Consider the following 18,908-nt stretch of genomic DNA (forward strand, 5'->3'; position numbering starts at 1 on the left):
TTTGTTAATGCCCCAGTCCCCGCGACAAACTTTTGCCCCATTTTAATTTAGATATATTAATTATGACATTCCTGAGTATCGATATATGCCCTAATATTTCTAACGTCAGTGATTATGCACTAACTGGTGTCTACGTACTCGCTATTTATTAATAAAGTCGCTTGCAACTTTCTTTTTAGCCAGAGTTAGAAATGCTTTTACAGCAGGACTGGTGTGCTGTTCATTAAGTACGACCATACCAATCTGTCGTTCTAGTGTTGGTGTTAGCGGTTTCTGTGTGACATCCATCATCACTGATTTGGGTAAATCTGAAGAGGCAACAATAGATACGGCCTCGCATCTAGCAACAATATCAAGCGTGCTAATCAGTTGAGAGGTGCGATATTGAATTTGAGGTTTGAGATTCTGAGAACTCAATAATTGAGTGACAAGTTCGGGAGAGCCTACTTCAGCTAATACTATCGGTTCTTTACATAGTGCTTTAAGGCATACCTCCGACTCTTTGGCTAACGGATGCTGTTTGGGTACAAGGGCCACTAATCTGTCTGTCAATAAATGGAATGCATCGTGCTCGGGTTGAGGTAGCTGCATAATACCGATATCGATACGGCGTTCAATGAGCCATTGGTGAATTTGCTTGTTCGACCCTTCTTCAACAAAAACATCAATATTTGGGTATTTTTCACGATACGCTTCTAAAATTCTTGGAAGAATATGAATGGTGGAACCAGGGTCAAAAGCGCCTATTTTGACAGTCCCTTGTTTCATCTGTTTCACGCCCGTCGCTTCTTGGCGCATCGTTGCCTCCAGACTCAAGATAGTTCGTGCTCGCTCTAATAATCGCATTCCAACGTAGGTTAGCTCTATGCGATTCTGGTTGCGTAAGAACAGCTTAACGCCTAATTCATCTTCCAATGTTTTTATCGCGTGAGAGACCCCAGACTGTGAAATACCAAGTTGTTGTGATGCGCTAGTAAAACTTGAACAGTTAGCAAGAACTGAAAAGATTTTGAGTTGGGAAAAAGTCATAAATAGTTATGAGTAAACACTCATTTCCGTGTGAGGATACATATAAATTATCATATCAAAAATGAACGATGTTTAGCTGATTAATGTAGATGGATATTATGACTAATCGTACAAAAAATTATGAGTTCGCTCCTAATGACGAGTTACTCGCAGTGCAAACACGGTCTTCACTGGTTAGTTGTCTACAATTAGCGTTTGTCGCCATGGTGTGGGGGGGAACGCTCGTTGCGGGCCGAGTGCTTAATCCAGAGATTACACCTTTGATGTCATCTTCAATTCGATTTGCTCTCGCAAGTCTGAGTTTATGCTTGTTTTTGATAGTGAGCGGTAGAGGATTTGTTAAGGTGACGTTGAGACAAGGGGCCATGTTGATCATCCTTGGTACTTGTGGTGTGTTCGCCTATAACCTGTTTTTCTTCTCAGGTCTGCAAACGGTAAGTGCATCGCGAGCTTCATTAATCATGACACTAAGCCCTGCGATTATCGCAATGACATCCGTGTGCATATATCAGGAAAAACTCACTAAAAATAAAACAATAGGTATAGTGTTAAGCTTGAGTGGTGCAGTGCTCGTCATTGTTACTAAATCATCCTCATTAAATGACATCATGACTGCAAATGTCGGAGACTTATATATTCTCGGATGTGTTTTGAGTTGGGTTGTATTTACTTTATTAGGTAAAAGCCTGATACAAAGTATCGGCTCGTTTTTTACCATTGTGTACTCTGTGATAACAGGTGCGGTAATGCTTCTGGCTGTCACCATACTGACGGGGCAATTTAATTCAGCACTGATTCGAACTTTAAGTGTCATTGATCTGTTTAGTCTCGCCTATTTGGGCATTTTGGGGTCAGCATTAGCGTACGCTTGGTACTACATGGGAGTAGAATCCATTGGCGCAACCAGAGCTGGAGTTTTTTTAGCGCTCACACCAGTCACAGGAGTATTGACTGGAAGTTTATTTCTTGGCGAAGAAATAACAAATGTTTTGATTTTTGCGGGAGGACTGTCTGTGGTAGGAGTCACATTGTGTAACTTACCCGAGAAGGTATGAAGTAATAAGCTTAGGGAGCAAAATGAATGGCTATGTTTGCTCCCTAAAGAGTGAATATTACTTGCTCGTAGGGATGGAAACCGCGTTTTATATTCGTAGTGGCCTTTTAACAAAGAGTTGGGTCCGTTGGCTCCTGAATAAAAAAAAGTAAGCCATTAACCTCGAACATAACAGAATTCGTAACTCAGCATTGTCCATCAACATGCCAGCTTGATCTTGGCTGGCACGAAACTGCCCCAAAACAATTCAGAGCAAAAGTTCTTGTTCCACTCCGTTTCTAGTGTTTCTCCCTATCAAAAGTTATCCGAATGTAAAAAATGGCGACAGCTTACTCGAAAAACAGCAGAATAAGCTATATCATCACCGCTAAACATGATCGCCAAATCGATCTTTCCAAGTGGTTAAAAAAACGTTCGCGATCTTGCTCTACCCCTCACGCCTCGTTTACAGATCGGCTAAAACACGACTTTCCATATATTTAAAGGAAAAATTTTTATATGACATACAACAAAGCTACAAGTATCGGAATGATTGCCATTTTACTATGGAGCTCCACGATCGGCCTCATCAGAACAGTAACCGAGGCTTTGGGGGCGGTAGCGGGAGCAGCCATGGTCTACACACTTAGTTCAGTGATCTTATTTGTTGCCGTTGGTTTTCCAAAACTCTCAAAATTTCCGCGGAAGTATCTCATATTGGGTGGATTTCTTTTTGTCGCCTATGAGTTGTGTCTATCCCTGTCCATTGGCATGGCAAACTCAGGGGCGCAGGCGATTGAAGTCAGTATGGTGAACTACTTATGGCCAAGCTTAACACTGGTACTTGCAGCTATTACAAGCGAGAAAAAAATTAATCCGCTTTTACTCGTAGGAATGCTTGTTTGCTTGATCGGGGTCGGTAAAGTGTTAGGAGGAAATCATGGGTTCTCAATAACTGATATGATCGCCAATATTGTATCCAACCCACTTAGCTATGGACTTGCCTTTGCCGGAGCCATATTTTGGAGCGTCTACTGTGTGCTAACCAAGAAATTAGCTGGAGGATTCAACGGCATCACACCGTTTTTTATGCTCACTGCAATCGTATTGTGGATAAAACTCAGTTTGGGGGAGTTCCCTACATTAAATTTATCGCCTCGGGTACTAGTCGATCTTGCCTTAGTTTCATGCGCAATGGGACTGGGTTATGCAGCATGGAATATTGGCATTCTACATGGTAACGTCACTGTACTTGCAACGGCATCCTATTTTACACCTATTCTTTCAGCCCTTTTTGCTGCTCTACTTCTAAACGAATCTCTGGGACTTGAATTCTGGATGGGTGCATTGATGGTAAGCGCTGGTTCTATTATCTGTTGGATCTCAACCAGATTAAATTAAAATCTGTATGTCTGCTTCTTGGCAAAGCAAACTGAAAGGTTCCATGATTTGGCCATACGCTACAGCTAATTAACCTGAGATCGGTGTAAGCCATCGCCATCAATCCTGATTTTTCGGCGGTTGTGATGTTCAGCTATGGCTTTTCTGGTTTTTGATCTACACCATTAGTTTTGGACACTGAGTTAAGCTATTTTTCCATACTTTAAGTAATTTATTAAGTGCTAATATTCTAGTTTCCGAAACTCATTTTTGTCCAAAAAGTTGTTAGGATTAAGAGCTATACTTGGCAGTTTTTTACTTTCTGTAGTTCTTTCCAAACTCGAGTCGACTCTTTTTTATTCGATTCTTGAAGCCATTTACCATAAACTTTAGCGACCATAGTTATATCGGCATGGCCCATTTGTTGTGCAAGGTAACTGATGTTGACATTAGCGTGAGTGATCATCCAGCTGGCGTAGGTATGGCGAAGCTGATACTGGTTCCTATAAGGTATGTTAGCTTTGTCACACAAAGCAGCCCAAATTCTGCCTAAGGCTCGTTTGCCATAATAATCATAGTCACTGCCTTTTTGTTCTCTGACTACTTTTGGGTTGAATACAAAGCGAATTTTCTCAGTGCGATAAGTGTTTCCTGGTAACTCGACTTCGTGTTCTTGTGCTGGATAAAGATATGTCAAGTGACGCTGAGCTTTAAGTGCTTCTATAGCTGGTGGAAGTAGGTCTACAAACCGTTCTTTGTCAGTCTTTGTGGTCTTTAAACCACGATTGTCATACGTTGAACGCCTAATATGAATCGTATTGTCGTCAAAGTTCACATCCTCCCAAGCTAAGGCGCATATTTCTCCACTTCGAATACCGCTGTACACAAGAAGTGTGATCATATTGCGATGCTGTAGTTGATGACATTCAGATAGGGCTTTGTCGATTTCTTCCATCGAAAATGGGTGGATATTAGATTCGGTTTCTTTTACGCGTCCCAGCCATTTGGACAAATCCTTTTCTACATATTCCATTTTGAAAAGCCATGACAAAAAGGCATTAATAGTCACTAGATTCCGATTTATCGTGCGCCCACCTTTGCCTTTTACTAGTTCTTGTCGGAATTTATTGAGAGACCTCGGTGATAGCGTGTCACAGCTGCGGTTTGGGCCATATAACAACGCAAAATCTCGCAAAACCCATTTATATCTCTGCAGCGTTGAGCTGCGAATTTCGCGCTCTTTGGAATTTAGAAATTCTTCAGCTAACGATTCAATTGTCCTCGCTAAAGGAGTACCAAAGGCATGTTTAGAGTTTGGAAAGTGGGCTGCATAGTTGAATGTACCAATATTGATTTCGTAAAGGACCGTTTCTCGCTTCATCCTAGCAAAATTGATGTTTTGCTTGGTGACTGGTATCCCCAAAGACTCTCGGTATCTCTTTCCCCTATAAGAGAAAGCGATACGTATCGTGTTTCCGTGGGCTTCAACTCCCGTGGGAAAAACTAATGATGCTGCTCTCGGTGCCATCTATCCCATTCCTCAATATCGACCATCCAGGACCCTTTAACTTTTTTGATTACTGTTGAAGGGTATTTCCCAGCTCTTGCGCCTTTTCTTAAAGTATCTTCCGCAAAGCCAATTGCTTGACTGGCAGCTTTAAGAGAAACGACAGAAATTTTTAAATTACTCATTAGAAACACCTATATAGCTTTTTGGCGAGCCTGAGTTAACAACCAATCCAACAGAATTCTGGTTGTTGACAAGTTGGAAAATTAAAGGAATAGGCTGGCTTCCTTCGCAAAGTTATCAATGAATTTTCGGTTTAGCTGCAGTTCGCTTTCTCGAAACTCTTTGGATACGCCGTAACCATTGTCTTGGTTTTCTGGCTTAATGAGAGTTAGGGAAATAACCTCTTCCCACTTGGTAAAGCTGTAATAAGGCGTACTAGCGATGACTTTCCCATATTGGGTATCGATTGTTGATGGCATGATTGCTCCATAGAAATGTTCCAATACTTAAAATGTACATATTGTATATTTGTGTGTCAATACAATTTGTATATTTTACGGGCGTAAAAAAACCACCTGGTTGGTGGTTTTATATGGAGGAGAATTTGTTGCGTTTAAATCAGCTTCATTTTTGCATCGACAACAACACCGATAATCTTGCAATTGCCGTTTATTGGAAGAGAAGGATAGGAGCTATTGAGTGGCTTGAGGAATTTCTGGCCGGCATCTATAACTAACTTCTTGAAAGTAGCTTCATTTACTTCTGTTAACTTAGCAACAATCAAAGAACCATTTTGAGCTTCCTTTTCGGTATCAACTAATACAAGAGTATCTTGTGGGAAACTAACTCCAGAAGAGGAAGTCATAGAATCCCCTTGCACTCTTAACCAAAAACAGCGCCCACTCGTTCTCTCTGTTGTTTGAAACCACTCCTCGATTTCTTCTGGGCGATATGGCTCAACAGCCTCGGTCCAAGCTCCTGCCTGTACTGAACTTAATACTGGAAAGTTTTGTTGGTAATTGGGCTGTATATTACTAGGCGTTACGTTGGATATGAGTTCTTGTGGGTACTCAAGAGTACCATCAGAATTAAGGATCAACTTATCTAACGATAACGCATTTAGTATCTTAGCAATCTGCTCTAACGTTGGTTCTCTACGCTTGTTTAGCCAATGTCCCATTCCTCCCGGGGTGACGTCCACCATTTCCGCGAGTTTTTCTTGAGTTATCCCAAGCTCTTTTAACCTGGCTTTTACCAGGACAGTCCAATTCATTTTCATATGTTAAATGTACATTTTGTACAAAAAGGTTCAATCAACAATATGTACATTTATTTTTTGTCGTGATATACATAATGTACATATTGAGTTTGGAGGACTCTATGCAGTTAATTAGAGAATTAAGAGAATCTTCTGGCATTTCGGTAAAGCAACTATCAGAGAAATCAGGAATAGAACCTGGCTCTATTTATCATTATGAAACGAACCGAAGAATGCCGAATTTTAGCCAGTGTTGGGAGATTCTCAATGCACTTAATGAACTCGGTTGTTCTTGCTCATTTGAAGAGGTTTTTCCTAATCCTACTAAGGTAAAGAATTTAGCGGGATAAATAGATTAGCGTAACTACTATTTTGAGGAATGAATTGTGGATAAGAAAGAAATGGTCATTTTGACTATTGCCAGCTTGATCGGCGGCCGGAAAGAGGCAGCTGCTGAACTTGGCATGACGAAGGATATATTTGAAAACCACTTGTATGAAAGGAATGGTTCTCGATTTTTTAGCGTCGATCAATTGCTAGAACTAGCAGATATAACCCAGACGCCTTTTGTCGCTCAGTACTTTGCAGAGCAGTGTGGTTACTTCTTAGTACAGCAACCAAAAGCAACTGAGTTAGATAGCGAAGATATGTTCGACTGCCACATCCAGTTAAACGCAGTAAAGGGCCTACTGGATAAGACGGTTCACGAAGCGGCGAAGGACGGAGTTTTTGATTCAAAGGAGCGAAAGCTAATCCATAAGCTCAAGAATCGTTATCAATCTACATTTGAGGGTTTCATGTTAAAGCTCGATCGGTTATACGCGGGGGTAAGATGAAAACAGAGCAATTCTGGGTCACCGTCGAACAGATGGGGGATATGACTCGAAACTCGTGTCGTTGTGCAAATGCTCAGGGACAAAATACTGATGTTTATGAAAAGGAGCAGATTCAGTTTCTAAGGCAGAAATGTGAGACCTACTTACGATCACTTGAAGATAAAGAGATGGCTTTAGACTGCGCCAACAGCCTAAAGCCTGGTTCGACTCTCAGCATCGACTAAAACGCTCGGAGAAGTCATGAAAAGAATAGCACTTATGGTTCTTACGGAGAACTACAAACTTTTACGCCTTGTGGTAGGTAAAGAGGTGAACCATGGCTAGGTTGTTTGATGTGGTAAGACAGCTGTCTGGCCAAGCTGCAGCGATTACTATTCCCAGACCTTATATCAACTTTTGCGAAGGTAACCATACTCACGCTGCCGTTCTATCGCAGTTGGTGTTTTGGTCCAGTACCAAACCTGATGGTGAATGGTTTTATAAATCTAACGATGAGCTGGGGGATGAGCTTTGTCTAACAGTTGATCAAGTACGCTACGCGATTCGCCAGCTCAAAAAAAGACTGGGTGACGTCATTCTTAGCCGCGTTAAAAAGGCCAATGGCGTTCCAACGACTCATTACCAAATTGATGGTGAACGGCTGGTGGAGTTACTGTTTCCTCCTGAAAAGCATAATTCCCAAATGGATTCGGTAAAATTACCAGATGGAAATGGGAATATTACCAGTTCGAATCGGGAAAATTACCAGAACCATGGAAGTGGTAAAATTACCGATTCCATTAACAGATCCAAACCAGATCAGAACGAACAGATCTTAGATGTTACGAGCGAACTCGAAACCGCCGAATTGGCTCTGTTTGAAATTCCACTCAAGGGCAAATCCCAAACTCATGGGATAACCCAATCAGACATCAATGACTTGAAAGAACTCTATCCAGCAGTCGACGTTCCCCAGCAAATCCGAAACATGATTGGTTGGTGCAAAGGAAACCCTACGAAGCAAAAAACCAAGCAAGGTGTTAATCGATTTATTCACCAGTGGTTGAGCAAAGAGCAGGATAGGGGACCAAAACCACAAGCTTCAAAGTCGGTTGTCTCGGACGACTTGAGTCTTCTTAAGCGCCAAATACATCTGCTCGAAATCGATATCAACAATGAAAATGCAGCATTGCTCAGTTTCCAGCAAAGGAAGTCTGAAGCTGCAATTCAATCGTCCAAACGCAAACTCACAGAGCTACTAGCGAAACGTGAAGAGCTCGTAAACCAATTAGGAGGTTCCAATGGCCAGTGAGAAGCAGTTAATTTCAGTCATGGCATCGAGAAAGAAACTTTGGAGTCCTAGTGAGTTGTGTCGGGCTTTGAATATTCATGTTTGTGAATTGGTTCGTTTGGTTCGTAGAGCTCGAGAAGCGGGGAAGCCGGTTTATCACGAGAGTAGTGAATTAACCGGTTTTTCAAGTAAGTTCTGGTTAGCGGAGGCTTAGTTTGTTCGTACTGCAGCCGTTCTTACAGCCTGATTTAGGGCTAATGATGTTTAAGCCAGGGAAAAGCCTACTATCTGAAATCATCAAGGAAAGCCATGGGAATCGATTTCTGGTTATGCCGCTGCCGGCTCAACTTGTGGGAGAACCAAGTGGACGATTGAAGAAGGTAATTTCTCACGCGGCTGTTGAAACACTGATAGGTGATGGTCGTCTGAATGCTTTCTTTTTAAGGTCGGAAGTTCAGAAGAGGTTGGGGGATGACTTTTTATCTTGGGTAAAACGTATTCCTCATTGTCAGTTATCGGATGGTGAGTATTGCGATAAGAATTTAACGGTTTTCCAGCCAGCTGGTGGAGGAGCGATTCGGCTTTGCTGGCATCATGACAATGTTGAAAGAAGTAACCAAACGGATAACACTCAATCAATCGCTTTAAAGAATTTGTCTATCTGGGCTTTTGAAAGTATTCGTTCACAATTAAAGCTTCCTCATGATAGAGCCTTATCTTTTCCCGAAATTGGCTGGTGGGCCGTAACTAAACAACTGACTCAGTATATGCCTCAAGAATTGCTGACTGCTTTGTTTGGCAATAATCAACAAAGTCGAAGTGTCATGTTTGGTGGTAAAAAGGATACTGATAATCGGTACGTTCCCGACGAACGCGAAAGGATGGCCAACTACATAAAACCAATTAAACAGTTCATTATCGACCCAGAACCACCAGCAATGTTTATGGCGTGTCCCAAAGAGATTACCTGGAAAAGCGAAGCGTACCTAAAGTTTGTACGCTCTTTACCCTGCGTCATTACAGGTAAAACCACAGATATAGTCGCGCACCATCTTATTGGCCATGGAGAAGGGAAGATGGGAGGCAAGTGTCATGATTTGTTCACTATACCGCTTCATATCGATGAGCATCGAAAGTTTCATGATGATCCAAAAGCTTGGGAAGCGAGGAATGCTTCTCAGCTATTTTATATAAAAAGAACCATTAGCGAAGCTTTTAATATGATGGTCATTGCTTAACAACGTCGGAAAACTTAATATAGCACTTAAGTTTATTTTAAGGGCTCAAATTCTAGTCTTATGAATAGAAAATTAGTTGAAGGATGTATTTTTACAGTAGGTCAGATCTTGGCCTATATTAATGCTGTTTCCTATTTCGTCCCAAGCGTCACATATGGGTTTTATGACTATGCGTTATTGATTGCCATGTCAATAACTATAAGTTGTATTGCTATACAGTTATTTTATCGATTTGGTGGCATTAGTAGCTGGAAAGTATACTCCACGATTATACATAGTAAGAAACTGAATTTTTACATTATGTGTTTCTTTTTTGCTCCTACTTTAATTAAGGCACTAAATATTGTTGAGTTAAATAAATATATAACACCATTCGTTTTTGTTTATTGGGCTTGTGGATTTATGTTCCTTATTTTTATCGTTCTTTTTTATACCTTCTCTCCTAAGGTGTACAGATATGGTAGCTTAGATTCTTTTGTGAAGTCTAGTGGTAGTCGTTTATCATTTAGAGACGATGTCAAGCTAGCTATAGAAACAAACCAACAACGAAAAGATAAAGGGAAACTAGCTGAGATTGAAGAAAGCTATTTCGATGAAGATATGAGTCTTTTAAACAAATTTCAGAATGGAATGTATATCCACATAAATGATTTATATAGTGTTTTAATAGAAAGATTAGCGTTTTCTAATCATCGTAGTAGGGAGGCAACGGGGTTCTTTTTGGTTGTCCCATTATTCGTGATTATTCCTATATTTATGTCCAATGTTCTAGTTGTTGTTTATCAAGGGGTTGAATGCACTTCTTGGCCGGACTTTATTCAAAATATGCTTGTTTTTAAGATGGAATATTTTTTATGTAATAAATAATTATTACCAATATAAACTCTAGATGTTTTAAAAAAGGCGTACATAAAATTTTCAAAAAAATTTTGGGGAATTCCATGTACGCCAACAAGCAAACTATAAGACTTTACAACTTGCTAACATCGGAAGGTGATATGTTACATTCATCTGTATTCCATTGCTCGCCGATTTTCGGAGAGCTTCCATTGCCTTTCTCTACACCTTTGTATTCAACGCAGACATTGGGTTTCCCCTTTCCACTCGAGTACTTGAAGTCTTTAATTTTCAAATTTCTAATTGTTGCCACATCTTTATAGTTCCCATTAACTCCAGCGACAGAGCCAATATCAGCATCAATCTTTACGCCATTTATAGTCAGATATCTTGGGCCACCATTTCCTGTACAGTCGCCACATGAACGATATAATTTTCCGTGCTCACCAGTTAGAGTAAAATTACCTTTAATTTCTATGGTACTGTTTTTAGAGTTATGTTGGAAAACTTTATCTGGTTTCCCTCCTGGACCACTAGTACTATTATATGCTACTCCACCATTTATAGTTAGTTTGTTTCCATAGTTCGTTGCTGCATCCTCACAAATATCTTCCCAGATTACATTTTCTAAACTACAGTTTCCTGATTTACAATGGATGCCATCAGCACCACCATTTTTTGATATTTTAACGTTTTTGACACTAGCATTATAAAGTGTCAATACAGGTTTTTGATCTTCACTATCTCCGTCACAGCTTAGCCCAATGGTTTTGCCCCCACAATCAACCGTTTTGTTTGAAATGGTTGCTCCTGCGTAACATTCTGACGACGCAGATGGACTTACAGAGGACATATATTCGTTTTCTGACTCCAAGGTACTTATTAGATTAGATGTGTGCACTGTATTATTATTATCTATTAACTTAATTTGATAATAATAATCTTGGTTTAAATCAGCGTCTATATCCTCATATGTTCTATCACTAGCTAATAGAGTGGCTATTTTTTCTTCCTTACTATCGTCTATATATTTCCTATATACTTCTTGTCTTGAAGCTTCCGTATTGTTTGAAGACCAACTTAGAATGTTTTGGTCGTTGTTTTTATATATCATTAACGTAATATCATCTGCAAAAGCAGAAGATATAGATGATATAATGATAATTAAAGCTGATACTATCTTTAACATTTTTCTATATCCTATGTGGTTTTTCCCATTACCAATATAGTATTATTTAAAATGATGTTTTGATTTTTTTTTGCTTTTTTTTGTTTTGGTCAAGTTTCTTTGAAATTATCATTTTTGTTAATTTCTTTTGGATTAATTTTACAATACTTTACAATTGCAATGACTTTGATCATTGCTGAACCTGGATCTAGTAGTCACTGGTATTATTAATACCTCTAATCATGTGGCTAAAACCATTATATCACTACATTATGTACGCTCTTCTTTGAAGAGCTGTGTGATAAGACAGTAAAAAATTGTCTGGTGGGTAGCTATGAGAGCTGTAGTGGATGTCTTAGACTTTATAAAAGAGAAAAGTAGCTCACGCAATCAGCTACCCATCCTGGTAAAATTATCAATTCCGGTATAACGCCAAAAAGAATGAAACCTACTACCCAAAACCACATTCTCTCGTGTAAAGAGTAACATAGCCCCCAAAGTACACTGATGGGAACGAAGATATAGTAAAGTAAGAAAAAAGTATCTAAATGTGTAGTTTGAGCGGTTCCTAAAGCTTTGAGAAAAAAATGCCAACCTAGAGCGTATAAGACCCAAGTGAATGGGACAGTTGTATTTATTATTTTAATCATTGGGCTGATCCTTAGACCGATGATATTTAAGTGTATAGGTTCAATAACCTTTAAACATAGTATACGAATAGAGTATTGTCTAACCTAGAAATTTACAACACCATTTAACTAGACATAAAGTTGTATTTGTGAGGTTTGTGGCTTGAAAGGTAGGCAAGATAGGGGGCGATGCTTGTTGATTTTATATCTTCTTATTATCTCTATAAAACTCAGTGTAAGTCTTTAAATTTTATTATATTCTCATTTCTCAATATATTTGATAGAACCATAGCTTCCTCTGGTCTTAGCGTTTTTGTTTCTGATGTTAAGAAGGTATAACCCATTTTTTTATTGTCATATATGTTAATTAAGATACTCAGATGATTTGTTTTATCTGCTGAGATGAGCCAATGGCTATAATCGTCTGTTGATTTTATCAGTCCAGACAGCGTAGGTATAAGCTTTCTTCTACATTGATTTAATGCTGAACTTTTATCTATTTTTTTACTCATGACATATATATTATATGCCATCCTTTTTATGGATAATGAAAGGTTTTCTTGGGATAAATTAATTTCAAAGTCATCAATTAAAATTATCTTTATTGTCTTTTCTCTGTAATCGATTATATATACCTTATGAGACAATGATGGGTCTCCTAAGCTAAACTCCGTTAGAATCCACTCGTAATTTTCAACTGTTTTTATTTCTCTAGTTTTAGCCATGAATCTCATAAATTACTTTTATCTTTCCTTACTTATACGCCTCTTCTATTGAAGAGGGATGTTAAATTAAATTTAATTTTTAGTTTTTGACTCTCACCCCAAATTTATGTCCGACCTTACAGGATAAGGTATGGTGATGCGCTATAGCAAAAGTCAGATGGTCACATATGGAGTGATGGTATTGTAATCGAGTTGGTGGTTTCTTGTGTATGAAGGAGGACTGTCTTGTTGAGCTTAAAAAAATAGCCGCCCCTCAGGGCGGCTGTGACAAGCGAAGGATGTCAGAGGAGAGCGTATTACGTGGATACAAACATGGAAAGCCTGAATACCTGCTATTCGAGTTATACCTATTTATTTAGTCCGCCGGTTTCATGATTTTCATTAAAATTTGTCGTATGACAGGTCTTATCGATATAGCAAGTGCCATTTTCTATTCTAATGTTTTTATAGAAATCATAATTCACAACAACAACGACAGTCGGTGGCACGATGAGTAAATCTATAAGTGGCTTTTCAATACTAGCTATAGTGCTTTTTTCATCAGCAGGTGCTAGTGCAGAAAATCAAGATGAACCTCTAAGACCTAATGATACAACTACAAACGCTAACATTGTTAATAGCGAAGGAAAGTATAAGGGAGATAAATTGTCTTTCCCTTATGACGTTGTACTGGAAGATTCGGGTAGTGACAGTAAGTACTGTTTGCCTTCTGGAGAGGAGGTAAGGGTGCAAGCCTATGACGATAAGACTTATGAAGTCTATCGTGTTTCTAATTGGGGCTGGACGAGCGAAAGCGATCGAAGGGATGAGGAAAAGCTGAGGCAAAGTGTATTGCTCGGTGCTCAGATCGCAAAAGCAAATACTGACGATTTAAGATCAAGAGCTATTAGTGAAAAAGTTGCCGAAGGTAAAGCACCCACGTATTACTGTGTGAACGAAACAGCAGAATATTTGCCAAGACGCCAACTAGTACGTGCAGAGATAAATAAAGGCGGTTTTATTCCTGATAACGCGGTGATGTCTGGTTTTAGCTACGGTGTTTTATTGGTTCCTTATAAATATTATACGGATTCCAAGAACTTCGGTGGTGCTGTAACTGTCGCTCCATTCGCTGGTTACCGGATAGATTGGAGCAATATAGGTTTAGAGGCCACTCTCGTGGGTTTTGCTGGACCCACATCTCTACAAGGCAAGGACCAATCGGGAGACTCAACCAATTTATTTGGTTTGAGTTTTGGTGGTGGCTTACTCTTTGAAATCAAGAATGATTTTAATCTTGGTTTTGTATTAGGGGCCGATAAAGTGAGTAAAAGTGATAGACCGAAATTCGAAGATGATAGTGACTTATGGCTTGCAATATCTCTTGGCTTTGACTTCAGCAACTAGATAAGTAGAGCTTGATTTTTCGATAGTACTCACTGCTAATTAGATTCTTATTGTTGAAATTTAAACTGTATGGATATACAGTTCTCTTGTCGTATTCACAAGAGGTTTAGCGATGGGATTGGTAACAAACATCGAGCGTTGGGATATGTCAGCTGCCATTGGTATGGCGACTGAAGGTATTCGAGCTAAGTATAGTGATGGTTCTAGTGGTGGAAACTATGGAGCTGCAGATATTGAAATTGGTTCTAAGCTAGATGGTGCTAAAGTTTTGGCAGCTGTTGAACGCATGGCCGTCAAAGCACAGCACTTAGCAGACTGGAGTCTCTTCGCCTACGCTTCTCCACTGTGGAATTCAACTGATAACAAGACTCGCCTTTTCGAAAATGTTTTAAATGATTGGGTTGTTGATTCTGCGGAGCAGGGCATCATGATTCAAAAACGGACTCACGATCGTATTCAAGCTTTAATTCCTGTTGTCGCTGGTGGTTTAGCGTTAGAGCAAATTGGTGGCGCTCAAACATGCCAGGATATCGATGGAGTAAAATACTCTCCTTCGCTGACCCGCTCTTATCTGATTCATGTTTTAGTCGAAGTTGATTGTCTTGATAAGCAAGAAAGCAGTGAATCATTCAAGAAAAAACGAGTGCGTTTCTACCAGAATCACTGGGCTGACTGGGATAAACATATTCAATCCATTCGCACCTTACTGATTGGCTATGACAAAGCTGCTCGTAAATTATTCAAAAAAGAACTTGAAAATAAAAACGGGGCATAATAGTGTGTATATATCTAGTATGGATAAATATACATACTTAAATTAACCGCCTGATAGACGGTTTTTTTATGCCTCTAACATTCCATTCATAGCCTCGCTTTCGCGGGGCTTTTTTTATCTCTTAGCTGAAGGGCACTCCAATAGGGGGTGGATATGCGTATGCCTGAAAAATATTCCAGCCCAGTCGCTTATTTTTGGGCATGGCTAACCACCGCAATGGGAACGGTAACCTTAGAGAAATGGGCCATATTAATTGGCGCGTTATGTGCTGTTGGCAACTTTCTAGTGAATTGGTATTACAAGCGTAAGGAAGACCTAAGAAATGAGCATCAGCCGTAACGTCAGTAAACTAGCCGCCTCTGGTGTCGGCGCATTACTACTGGCTACGGCAATGGTTAAGCCTCTGGAAGGTATTGAATACAAACCTTATCGGGATGTCGCCGGTGTTCTAACGGTTTGCTATGGAATGACGGGACCAGATGTTATCGAAGGAAAAACTTATACCCAGTCAGAATGTGATGCTTTATTGGAGCGCCAACTGAAAGTCATCAAGGCAGAGGTTGACCCGCTCATTACTACGACTATCACTGAATCCCAGAAGGCCGCGCTCTACTCATTTACTTATAACGTTGGCGTTGGCGCTTTTAAAACATCGACTCTACTAAGGAAGCTCAATCAAGGTGATGTAATCAGCGCTTGTAACGAGCTTAAACGTTGGGTGTATGCCGCTGGAAAGGTTTGGAAGGGACTAGTTACAAGAAGAGCAATAGAGCGAGAGATATGTTTAGCCGAACAATATCAATAGCCGCTTGGTCCTTAGTCGTGGCTTTAGTGGTTAGCTTGGTGTCTGCTTGGTTTATCGAGCACTCTCGTCGTCAAGTCATCGAGACAAAGTTATCGGTCAAGACAACGGAACTCAATGAACAAATCAACCTTAATAAAGAGCAACGTAGAAAGTTAGAAAAGTACGCTGCTATCGGGGTCAAACATGCCAAGCAACTCAGTGAAGCGAATCAGGAGATCGACTCTCTTAGTGAGCATCTGCGCTCTACTACTCAGCGCTTGCGCGTCAACGCTGTCTGTTCAGAAGCAGTGCGTAGTACCTCCAGTCCCAGAAGCTTGGGCAATGCAAAGCCCCCAAGACTTAGCGAAACAGCTAGAGAAGATTATCTACGTCTCAGACGAATGATGTTACTGAACAATCAGCAAATTAAATATCTTCAAGATTATATTAAAACTCAATGCCTTATAGATGATTTGGGTCCTTCCTAGAGCCTGAGCATTGTGGGTCCAGCACGCGCGAGAATTTTCTACTTACGAGCCTTTCCAAAACCCGTTTCCGTTTCCGCTTTTTGATAGGTATTTATGAGCACACAAAAAGAGGTTGGTGAGCACCTAGATATCTCCGATCGTCAGGTGCGAAACCTCATCAAAGATGGGGTCCTACCGGCGGCAAAAGGTCCAGGGGGATTACACCTTGAATCATGCCGCAAAGCTTATATCCATTACCTTCGGCACTTGGCGAGTAGCAGTAAAGCTACTGTTGAACAGGATGATTTTGAAGAGGGTAGTCTGGAATATGAACGCTACCGATTGACCAAAGCTCAGGCTGATAGCCAGGAGCTAAAAAATCAAATCGCAACACAGGAAGTGGTACCTGCAGATTTCGCTACATACGCATTAGCCAAAGTGTCGGCGGAAGCGTCCGGTGTTATCGATAGTTTGCCGCTGAATATCATCCGAAAGCATCCAGAACTAAGCACTATCCAAACGGAGAATATTAAACGCGAATTAGCCAAGGCCCTGAATGCATTAAGCAGATTAGAAAGATCATTGCCGGAGATATTAGATGACTATATCCGAGAAACAACTGAGTAACTTTCAAGCTGCAGTGAAAAAGGGTCTATCAACTTTTTGGCGCCCAATGCCAATGACGGCCGTTGAGTGGGCTGATGAGCATTTCTTTCTATCTGCTGAATCATCTTATCTGGAAGGTCGTTGGGAAACTCTTCCCTTCCAGGTGGCGATACTTAATAGCATGGGGAACGATGAAATCAGAGTCGTTAACCTGATGAAGTCCGCTCGTGTCGGATATTCACAAATGTTGAAAGCTGCTCTGGCTTATATGCTCGAGCACAAAAAACGCAATCAGTTGTTGTTTCAGCCTACTGACGCAGCTGCATCGGGGTTCATGAAAGCCCATATCGAATCAATGATTCGTGATGTTCCTGTCGTTAAAGCTCTTGCCCCTTGGTATGGCAAGAAGCATCGAGACAACACGCTTGATACTAAGAAATTTTCTAATAAACGCCAACTATGGTGCTTGGGTGGGACAGCGGCTAAGAACTATCGTGAAAAATCAGTAGATACAGTGATTTACGATGAGCTTGCTGCATTTCCTGCTGATGTCGAGAAAGAGGGGGCTCCAACGTTCTTAGGTGATCGGCGTCTAGAGGGCTCTGTTTTTGGTAAGTCTATTCGCGGTTCGACGCCAAAAAATAAACATGAATGCCAGATAGAAAGAGCCTGTAAAGAAAGCGGTGTAATGCTGCACTATGAATTACCGTGTCCTCACTGTGGCGAGCTTCAATATTTTCAGTGGGGTGGGCCAGATGCTGATTTTGGTATGAAGTTTCAAAACTCTGATCCCTCTAGCGTTGCTTATTTATGTGCGCACTGTGGTGTTCTAGGTACTTACGCTGAATGGATGCCGCAGCAATATAAAGGGATTTGGAGAGATAGAAACGCGAACTTAGCAACTCAAGATGGTATGCGCTGGACAACGATTGATGATCGACATGCAGATACTCCAGAGTTCGTCAGTTTTCATATTTGGTCAGCCTATTCACCTTTTACTGACTGGCGTCGCTTGGTCTTGGACTGGCTAAAAGCTAAAGACGATGTTGGTAAGTTAAAAACCTTTGTGAACACCATTCTTGGTGAAACCTGGGAAGAGCAGGGTGAAAAACTCGACTCGGATGAACTATATCGTCGCAGAGAAAACTACATCGCTGATATTCCTCTTGGTGGTGTTGTCCTGACATGCGCTGTCGATGTTCAAGATGATCGCCTCGAATGTGAGGTTAAAGCTTGGGGGCCAGGAGAAGAGAGCTGGGCAGTCGACTTTAAAATTTTATATGGGGATTTAGCTAAACCAGATATTTGGAATGAATTGGATTCGTTTTTAAGTCAAAGCTATCAACATGAATCAGGGAATAAACTACCCATAGCATGTACTTGCATCGATTCAGGTGGTCACTTTACCCAAGAGGTGTACAAGTTTGTTAAGCCTAGAGAAAGCCGACGAATATTTGCGATTAAAGGAGTTGGCGGGATAGGACGTCCTATTGTTTCTCGGCCTTCAACATCCAACAAAGCGAAAATAAAGTTATTCGCTGTTGGTACCGACACGAGTAAAGAGCTCGTTATGGCACATCTGCAAATCCAAGAGCACGGAAGTGGTTATTACCACTATCCGATTAACTCCAAATTTGATGAAGAGTTCTTTAAACAACTTACTGCAGAAGAGCGTCGAACTAGATATCTCAAAGGGCATGCTGTTTTGGAGTGGATAAAAATACGAAAGCGGAATGAAGCATTTGACTTAGAAGTTTATAACTTAGCGGCAAGAGAAATTTTAAACCCAAACTACGCGGCATTGGCCGAACATCTCAAGGTTGTCGAAAACCCCTCACCTAAGCCCAAACCTAAACCGCGCCGGCGGTTCAAAATGAAAGGATTTTAAATGCCATTAACGACCAGGCAAGCCGCTAGAAAAGACTGGTTAGAGAAGGCTCTAACCGCTATTGAATCTGCGCAGTTAGGGTTACTGAC

At 40.6% G+C, this 18,908-nt stretch carries 23 protein-coding genes; 16 read left to right on the forward strand and 7 right to left on the reverse strand.

Annotated elements, in window-relative coordinates:
- Nucleotides 1-141: 141 nt before the first annotated feature.
- Entirely contained in the window at nt 142-1,029 is an 888-nt protein-coding gene (locus M1D72_RS01320) for a LysR family transcriptional regulator (RefSeq protein ID WP_456295247.1), read from the reverse strand.
- A 98-nt stretch (nt 1,030-1,127) separates the two neighbouring features.
- Between M1D72_RS01320 and M1D72_RS01325 the strand changes: the two genes are divergently transcribed.
- A complete protein-coding gene (locus tag M1D72_RS01325; protein ID WP_456295248.1) occupies nt 1,128-2,084 on the forward strand; it encodes a DMT family transporter in 957 nt (318 codons plus the stop codon).
- 497 nt (nt 2,085-2,581) lie between these two features.
- Nucleotides 2,582-3,463 (forward strand): aromatic amino acid DMT transporter YddG, encoded by an 882-nt coding sequence (yddG, locus tag M1D72_RS01330; protein WP_456295249.1) that lies wholly within the window; start codon nt 2,582-2,584, stop codon nt 3,461-3,463.
- A 277-nt stretch (nt 3,464-3,740) separates the two neighbouring features.
- On the opposite strand, the gene M1D72_RS01335 is transcribed toward yddG, so the two are convergent.
- From M1D72_RS01335 to M1D72_RS01350, 4 genes are all read right to left on the reverse strand, one after another.
- Nucleotides 3,741-4,970: an Arm DNA-binding domain-containing protein gene (locus tag M1D72_RS01335; RefSeq protein ID WP_456295250.1), complete on the reverse strand. Its 1,230-nt coding sequence runs from the start codon at nt 4,968-4,970 to the stop codon at nt 3,741-3,743.
- The gene (locus M1D72_RS01340) at nt 4,946-5,134 is read right to left on the reverse strand and encodes a hypothetical protein (protein WP_456295251.1); all 189 of its coding nucleotides are present in this window, start codon (nt 5,132-5,134) and stop codon (nt 4,946-4,948) included. Before M1D72_RS01340 ends, M1D72_RS01335 begins: the two co-directional genes overlap by 25 nt.
- Nucleotides 5,135-5,215: 81 nt before the next feature.
- Nucleotides 5,216-5,431 carry a hypothetical protein gene (locus M1D72_RS01345; protein WP_456295252.1) on the reverse strand — a complete coding sequence of 72 codons (216 nt, stop codon included), beginning with the start codon at nt 5,429-5,431 and terminating at the stop codon, nt 5,216-5,218.
- Between the two features lie 134 nt (nt 5,432-5,565).
- Entirely contained in the window at nt 5,566-6,231 is a 666-nt protein-coding gene (locus tag M1D72_RS01350) for a LexA family protein (RefSeq protein ID WP_456295253.1), read from the reverse strand.
- Nucleotides 6,232-6,332: 101 nt separating this feature from the next.
- Here M1D72_RS01350 and M1D72_RS01355 point away from each other — a divergent pair, with 101 nt between their 5' ends.
- The 7 genes from M1D72_RS01355 to M1D72_RS01385 all read left to right on the forward strand — a co-directional run bounded on the left by M1D72_RS01355 (nt 6,333) and on the right by M1D72_RS01385 (nt 10,421).
- Nucleotides 6,333-6,560, forward strand: coding sequence for a helix-turn-helix domain-containing protein (locus tag M1D72_RS01355; protein WP_456295254.1), 228 nt, complete (start codon nt 6,333-6,335; stop codon nt 6,558-6,560).
- Between the two features lie 36 nt (nt 6,561-6,596).
- A complete protein-coding gene (locus M1D72_RS01360) occupies nt 6,597-7,046 on the forward strand; it encodes a YmfL family putative regulatory protein (RefSeq protein WP_456295255.1) in 450 nt (149 codons plus the stop codon).
- Nucleotides 7,043-7,270, forward strand: a complete 228-nt coding sequence (locus tag M1D72_RS01365) for a hypothetical protein (protein ID WP_456295256.1) — start codon at nt 7,043-7,045, stop codon at nt 7,268-7,270. The genes M1D72_RS01360 and M1D72_RS01365 overlap by 4 nt, the downstream gene beginning before the upstream one ends.
- Before the next feature lie 92 nt (nt 7,271-7,362).
- On the forward strand, nt 7,363-8,337 hold the full coding sequence (locus tag M1D72_RS01370; protein ID WP_456295257.1) for an ATPase: 975 nt from the start codon (nt 7,363-7,365) through the stop codon (nt 8,335-8,337).
- Nucleotides 8,327-8,530, forward strand: coding sequence for a hypothetical protein (locus M1D72_RS01375; RefSeq protein WP_456295258.1), 204 nt, complete (start codon nt 8,327-8,329; stop codon nt 8,528-8,530). The genes M1D72_RS01370 and M1D72_RS01375 overlap by 11 nt, the downstream gene beginning before the upstream one ends.
- 1 nt (nt 8,531) lies before the next feature.
- Complete coding sequence (locus M1D72_RS01380; RefSeq protein ID WP_456295259.1) at nt 8,532-9,554, forward strand: DUF968 domain-containing protein; 1,023 nt, start codon at nt 8,532-8,534, stop codon at nt 9,552-9,554.
- Between the two features lie 60 nt (nt 9,555-9,614).
- Entirely contained in the window at nt 9,615-10,421 is an 807-nt protein-coding gene (locus tag M1D72_RS01385; protein WP_456295260.1) for a hypothetical protein, read from the forward strand.
- Nucleotides 10,422-10,524: 103 nt separating this feature from the next.
- On the opposite strand, the gene M1D72_RS01390 is transcribed toward M1D72_RS01385, so the two are convergent.
- Together M1D72_RS01390 and M1D72_RS01395 are read right to left on the reverse strand one after the other, a co-directional pair.
- The gene (locus M1D72_RS01390) at nt 10,525-11,580 is read right to left on the reverse strand and encodes a pectate lyase (protein WP_456295261.1); all 1,056 of its coding nucleotides are present in this window, start codon (nt 11,578-11,580) and stop codon (nt 10,525-10,527) included.
- Between the two features lie 838 nt (nt 11,581-12,418).
- Nucleotides 12,419-12,913: a hypothetical protein gene (locus tag M1D72_RS01395; protein ID WP_456295262.1), complete on the reverse strand. Its 495-nt coding sequence runs from the start codon at nt 12,911-12,913 to the stop codon at nt 12,419-12,421.
- 489 nt (nt 12,914-13,402) lie between these two features.
- Between M1D72_RS01395 and M1D72_RS01400 the strand changes: the two genes are divergently transcribed.
- From M1D72_RS01400 to M1D72_RS01430, 7 genes are all read left to right on the forward strand, one after another.
- Nucleotides 13,403-14,299, forward strand: coding sequence for a hypothetical protein (locus M1D72_RS01400; RefSeq protein WP_456295263.1), 897 nt, complete (start codon nt 13,403-13,405; stop codon nt 14,297-14,299).
- A 112-nt stretch (nt 14,300-14,411) separates the two neighbouring features.
- On the forward strand, nt 14,412-15,074 hold the full coding sequence (locus M1D72_RS01405) for a hypothetical protein (protein ID WP_456295264.1): 663 nt from the start codon (nt 14,412-14,414) through the stop codon (nt 15,072-15,074).
- A 159-nt stretch (nt 15,075-15,233) separates the two neighbouring features.
- Nucleotides 15,234-15,413 carry a phage holin family protein gene (locus M1D72_RS01410; protein ID WP_456295265.1) on the forward strand — a complete coding sequence of 60 codons (180 nt, stop codon included), beginning with the start codon at nt 15,234-15,236 and terminating at the stop codon, nt 15,411-15,413.
- Nucleotides 15,397-15,879, forward strand: a complete 483-nt coding sequence (locus M1D72_RS01415) for a lysozyme (RefSeq protein ID WP_456295266.1) — start codon at nt 15,397-15,399, stop codon at nt 15,877-15,879. Before M1D72_RS01410 ends, M1D72_RS01415 begins: the two co-directional genes overlap by 17 nt.
- Nucleotides 15,855-16,346 carry a lysis protein gene (locus M1D72_RS01420; protein ID WP_456295267.1) on the forward strand — a complete coding sequence of 164 codons (492 nt, stop codon included), beginning with the start codon at nt 15,855-15,857 and terminating at the stop codon, nt 16,344-16,346. The genes M1D72_RS01415 and M1D72_RS01420 overlap by 25 nt, the downstream gene beginning before the upstream one ends.
- Nucleotides 16,347-16,439: 93 nt before the next feature.
- The gene (locus M1D72_RS01425; RefSeq protein WP_390195124.1) at nt 16,440-16,952 is read left to right on the forward strand and encodes a terminase small subunit; all 513 of its coding nucleotides are present in this window, start codon (nt 16,440-16,442) and stop codon (nt 16,950-16,952) included.
- Nucleotides 16,924-18,819, forward strand: a complete 1,896-nt coding sequence (locus M1D72_RS01430; RefSeq protein ID WP_456295268.1) for a phage terminase large subunit family protein — start codon at nt 16,924-16,926, stop codon at nt 18,817-18,819. The genes M1D72_RS01425 and M1D72_RS01430 overlap by 29 nt, the downstream gene beginning before the upstream one ends.
- The last annotated feature ends 89 nt before the right edge of the window (nt 18,820-18,908 follow it).

Source organism: Vibrio sp. AK197 (assembly GCF_053903115.1).

Coding starts and splice junctions, on each gene's coding strand:
- M1D72_RS01320 (WP_456295247.1), bottom strand. CDS start 1,029: ATGACTTTTTCCCAACTCAAAATCTTTTCAGTTCTTGCTAACTGTTCA.
- M1D72_RS01325 (WP_456295248.1), top strand. CDS start 1,128: ATGACTAATCGTACAAAAAATTATGAGTTCGCTCCTAATGACGAGTTA.
- yddG (WP_456295249.1), top strand. CDS start 2,582: ATGACATACAACAAAGCTACAAGTATCGGAATGATTGCCATTTTACTA.
- M1D72_RS01335 (WP_456295250.1), bottom strand. CDS start 4,970: ATGGCACCGAGAGCAGCATCATTAGTTTTTCCCACGGGAGTTGAAGCC.
- M1D72_RS01340 (WP_456295251.1), bottom strand. CDS start 5,134: ATGAGTAATTTAAAAATTTCTGTCGTTTCTCTTAAAGCTGCCAGTCAA.
- M1D72_RS01345 (WP_456295252.1), bottom strand. CDS start 5,431: ATGCCATCAACAATCGATACCCAATATGGGAAAGTCATCGCTAGTACG.
- M1D72_RS01350 (WP_456295253.1), bottom strand. CDS start 6,231: ATGAAAATGAATTGGACTGTCCTGGTAAAAGCCAGGTTAAAAGAGCTT.
- M1D72_RS01355 (WP_456295254.1), top strand. CDS start 6,333: ATGCAGTTAATTAGAGAATTAAGAGAATCTTCTGGCATTTCGGTAAAG.
- M1D72_RS01365 (WP_456295256.1), top strand. CDS start 7,043: ATGAAAACAGAGCAATTCTGGGTCACCGTCGAACAGATGGGGGATATG.
- M1D72_RS01370 (WP_456295257.1), top strand. CDS start 7,363: ATGGCTAGGTTGTTTGATGTGGTAAGACAGCTGTCTGGCCAAGCTGCA.
- M1D72_RS01375 (WP_456295258.1), top strand. CDS start 8,327: ATGGCCAGTGAGAAGCAGTTAATTTCAGTCATGGCATCGAGAAAGAAA.
- M1D72_RS01385 (WP_456295260.1), top strand. CDS start 9,615: ATGAATAGAAAATTAGTTGAAGGATGTATTTTTACAGTAGGTCAGATC.
- M1D72_RS01390 (WP_456295261.1), bottom strand. CDS start 11,580: ATGTTAAAGATAGTATCAGCTTTAATTATCATTATATCATCTATATCT.
- M1D72_RS01395 (WP_456295262.1), bottom strand. CDS start 12,913: ATGGCTAAAACTAGAGAAATAAAAACAGTTGAAAATTACGAGTGGATT.
- M1D72_RS01400 (WP_456295263.1), top strand. CDS start 13,403: ATGAGTAAATCTATAAGTGGCTTTTCAATACTAGCTATAGTGCTTTTT.
- M1D72_RS01405 (WP_456295264.1), top strand. CDS start 14,412: ATGGGATTGGTAACAAACATCGAGCGTTGGGATATGTCAGCTGCCATT.
- M1D72_RS01410 (WP_456295265.1), top strand. CDS start 15,234: ATGCCTGAAAAATATTCCAGCCCAGTCGCTTATTTTTGGGCATGGCTA.
- M1D72_RS01415 (WP_456295266.1), top strand. CDS start 15,397: ATGAGCATCAGCCGTAACGTCAGTAAACTAGCCGCCTCTGGTGTCGGC.
- M1D72_RS01420 (WP_456295267.1), top strand. CDS start 15,855: ATGTTTAGCCGAACAATATCAATAGCCGCTTGGTCCTTAGTCGTGGCT.
- M1D72_RS01425 (WP_390195124.1), top strand. CDS start 16,440: ATGAGCACACAAAAAGAGGTTGGTGAGCACCTAGATATCTCCGATCGT.
- M1D72_RS01430 (WP_456295268.1), top strand. CDS start 16,924: ATGACTATATCCGAGAAACAACTGAGTAACTTTCAAGCTGCAGTGAAA.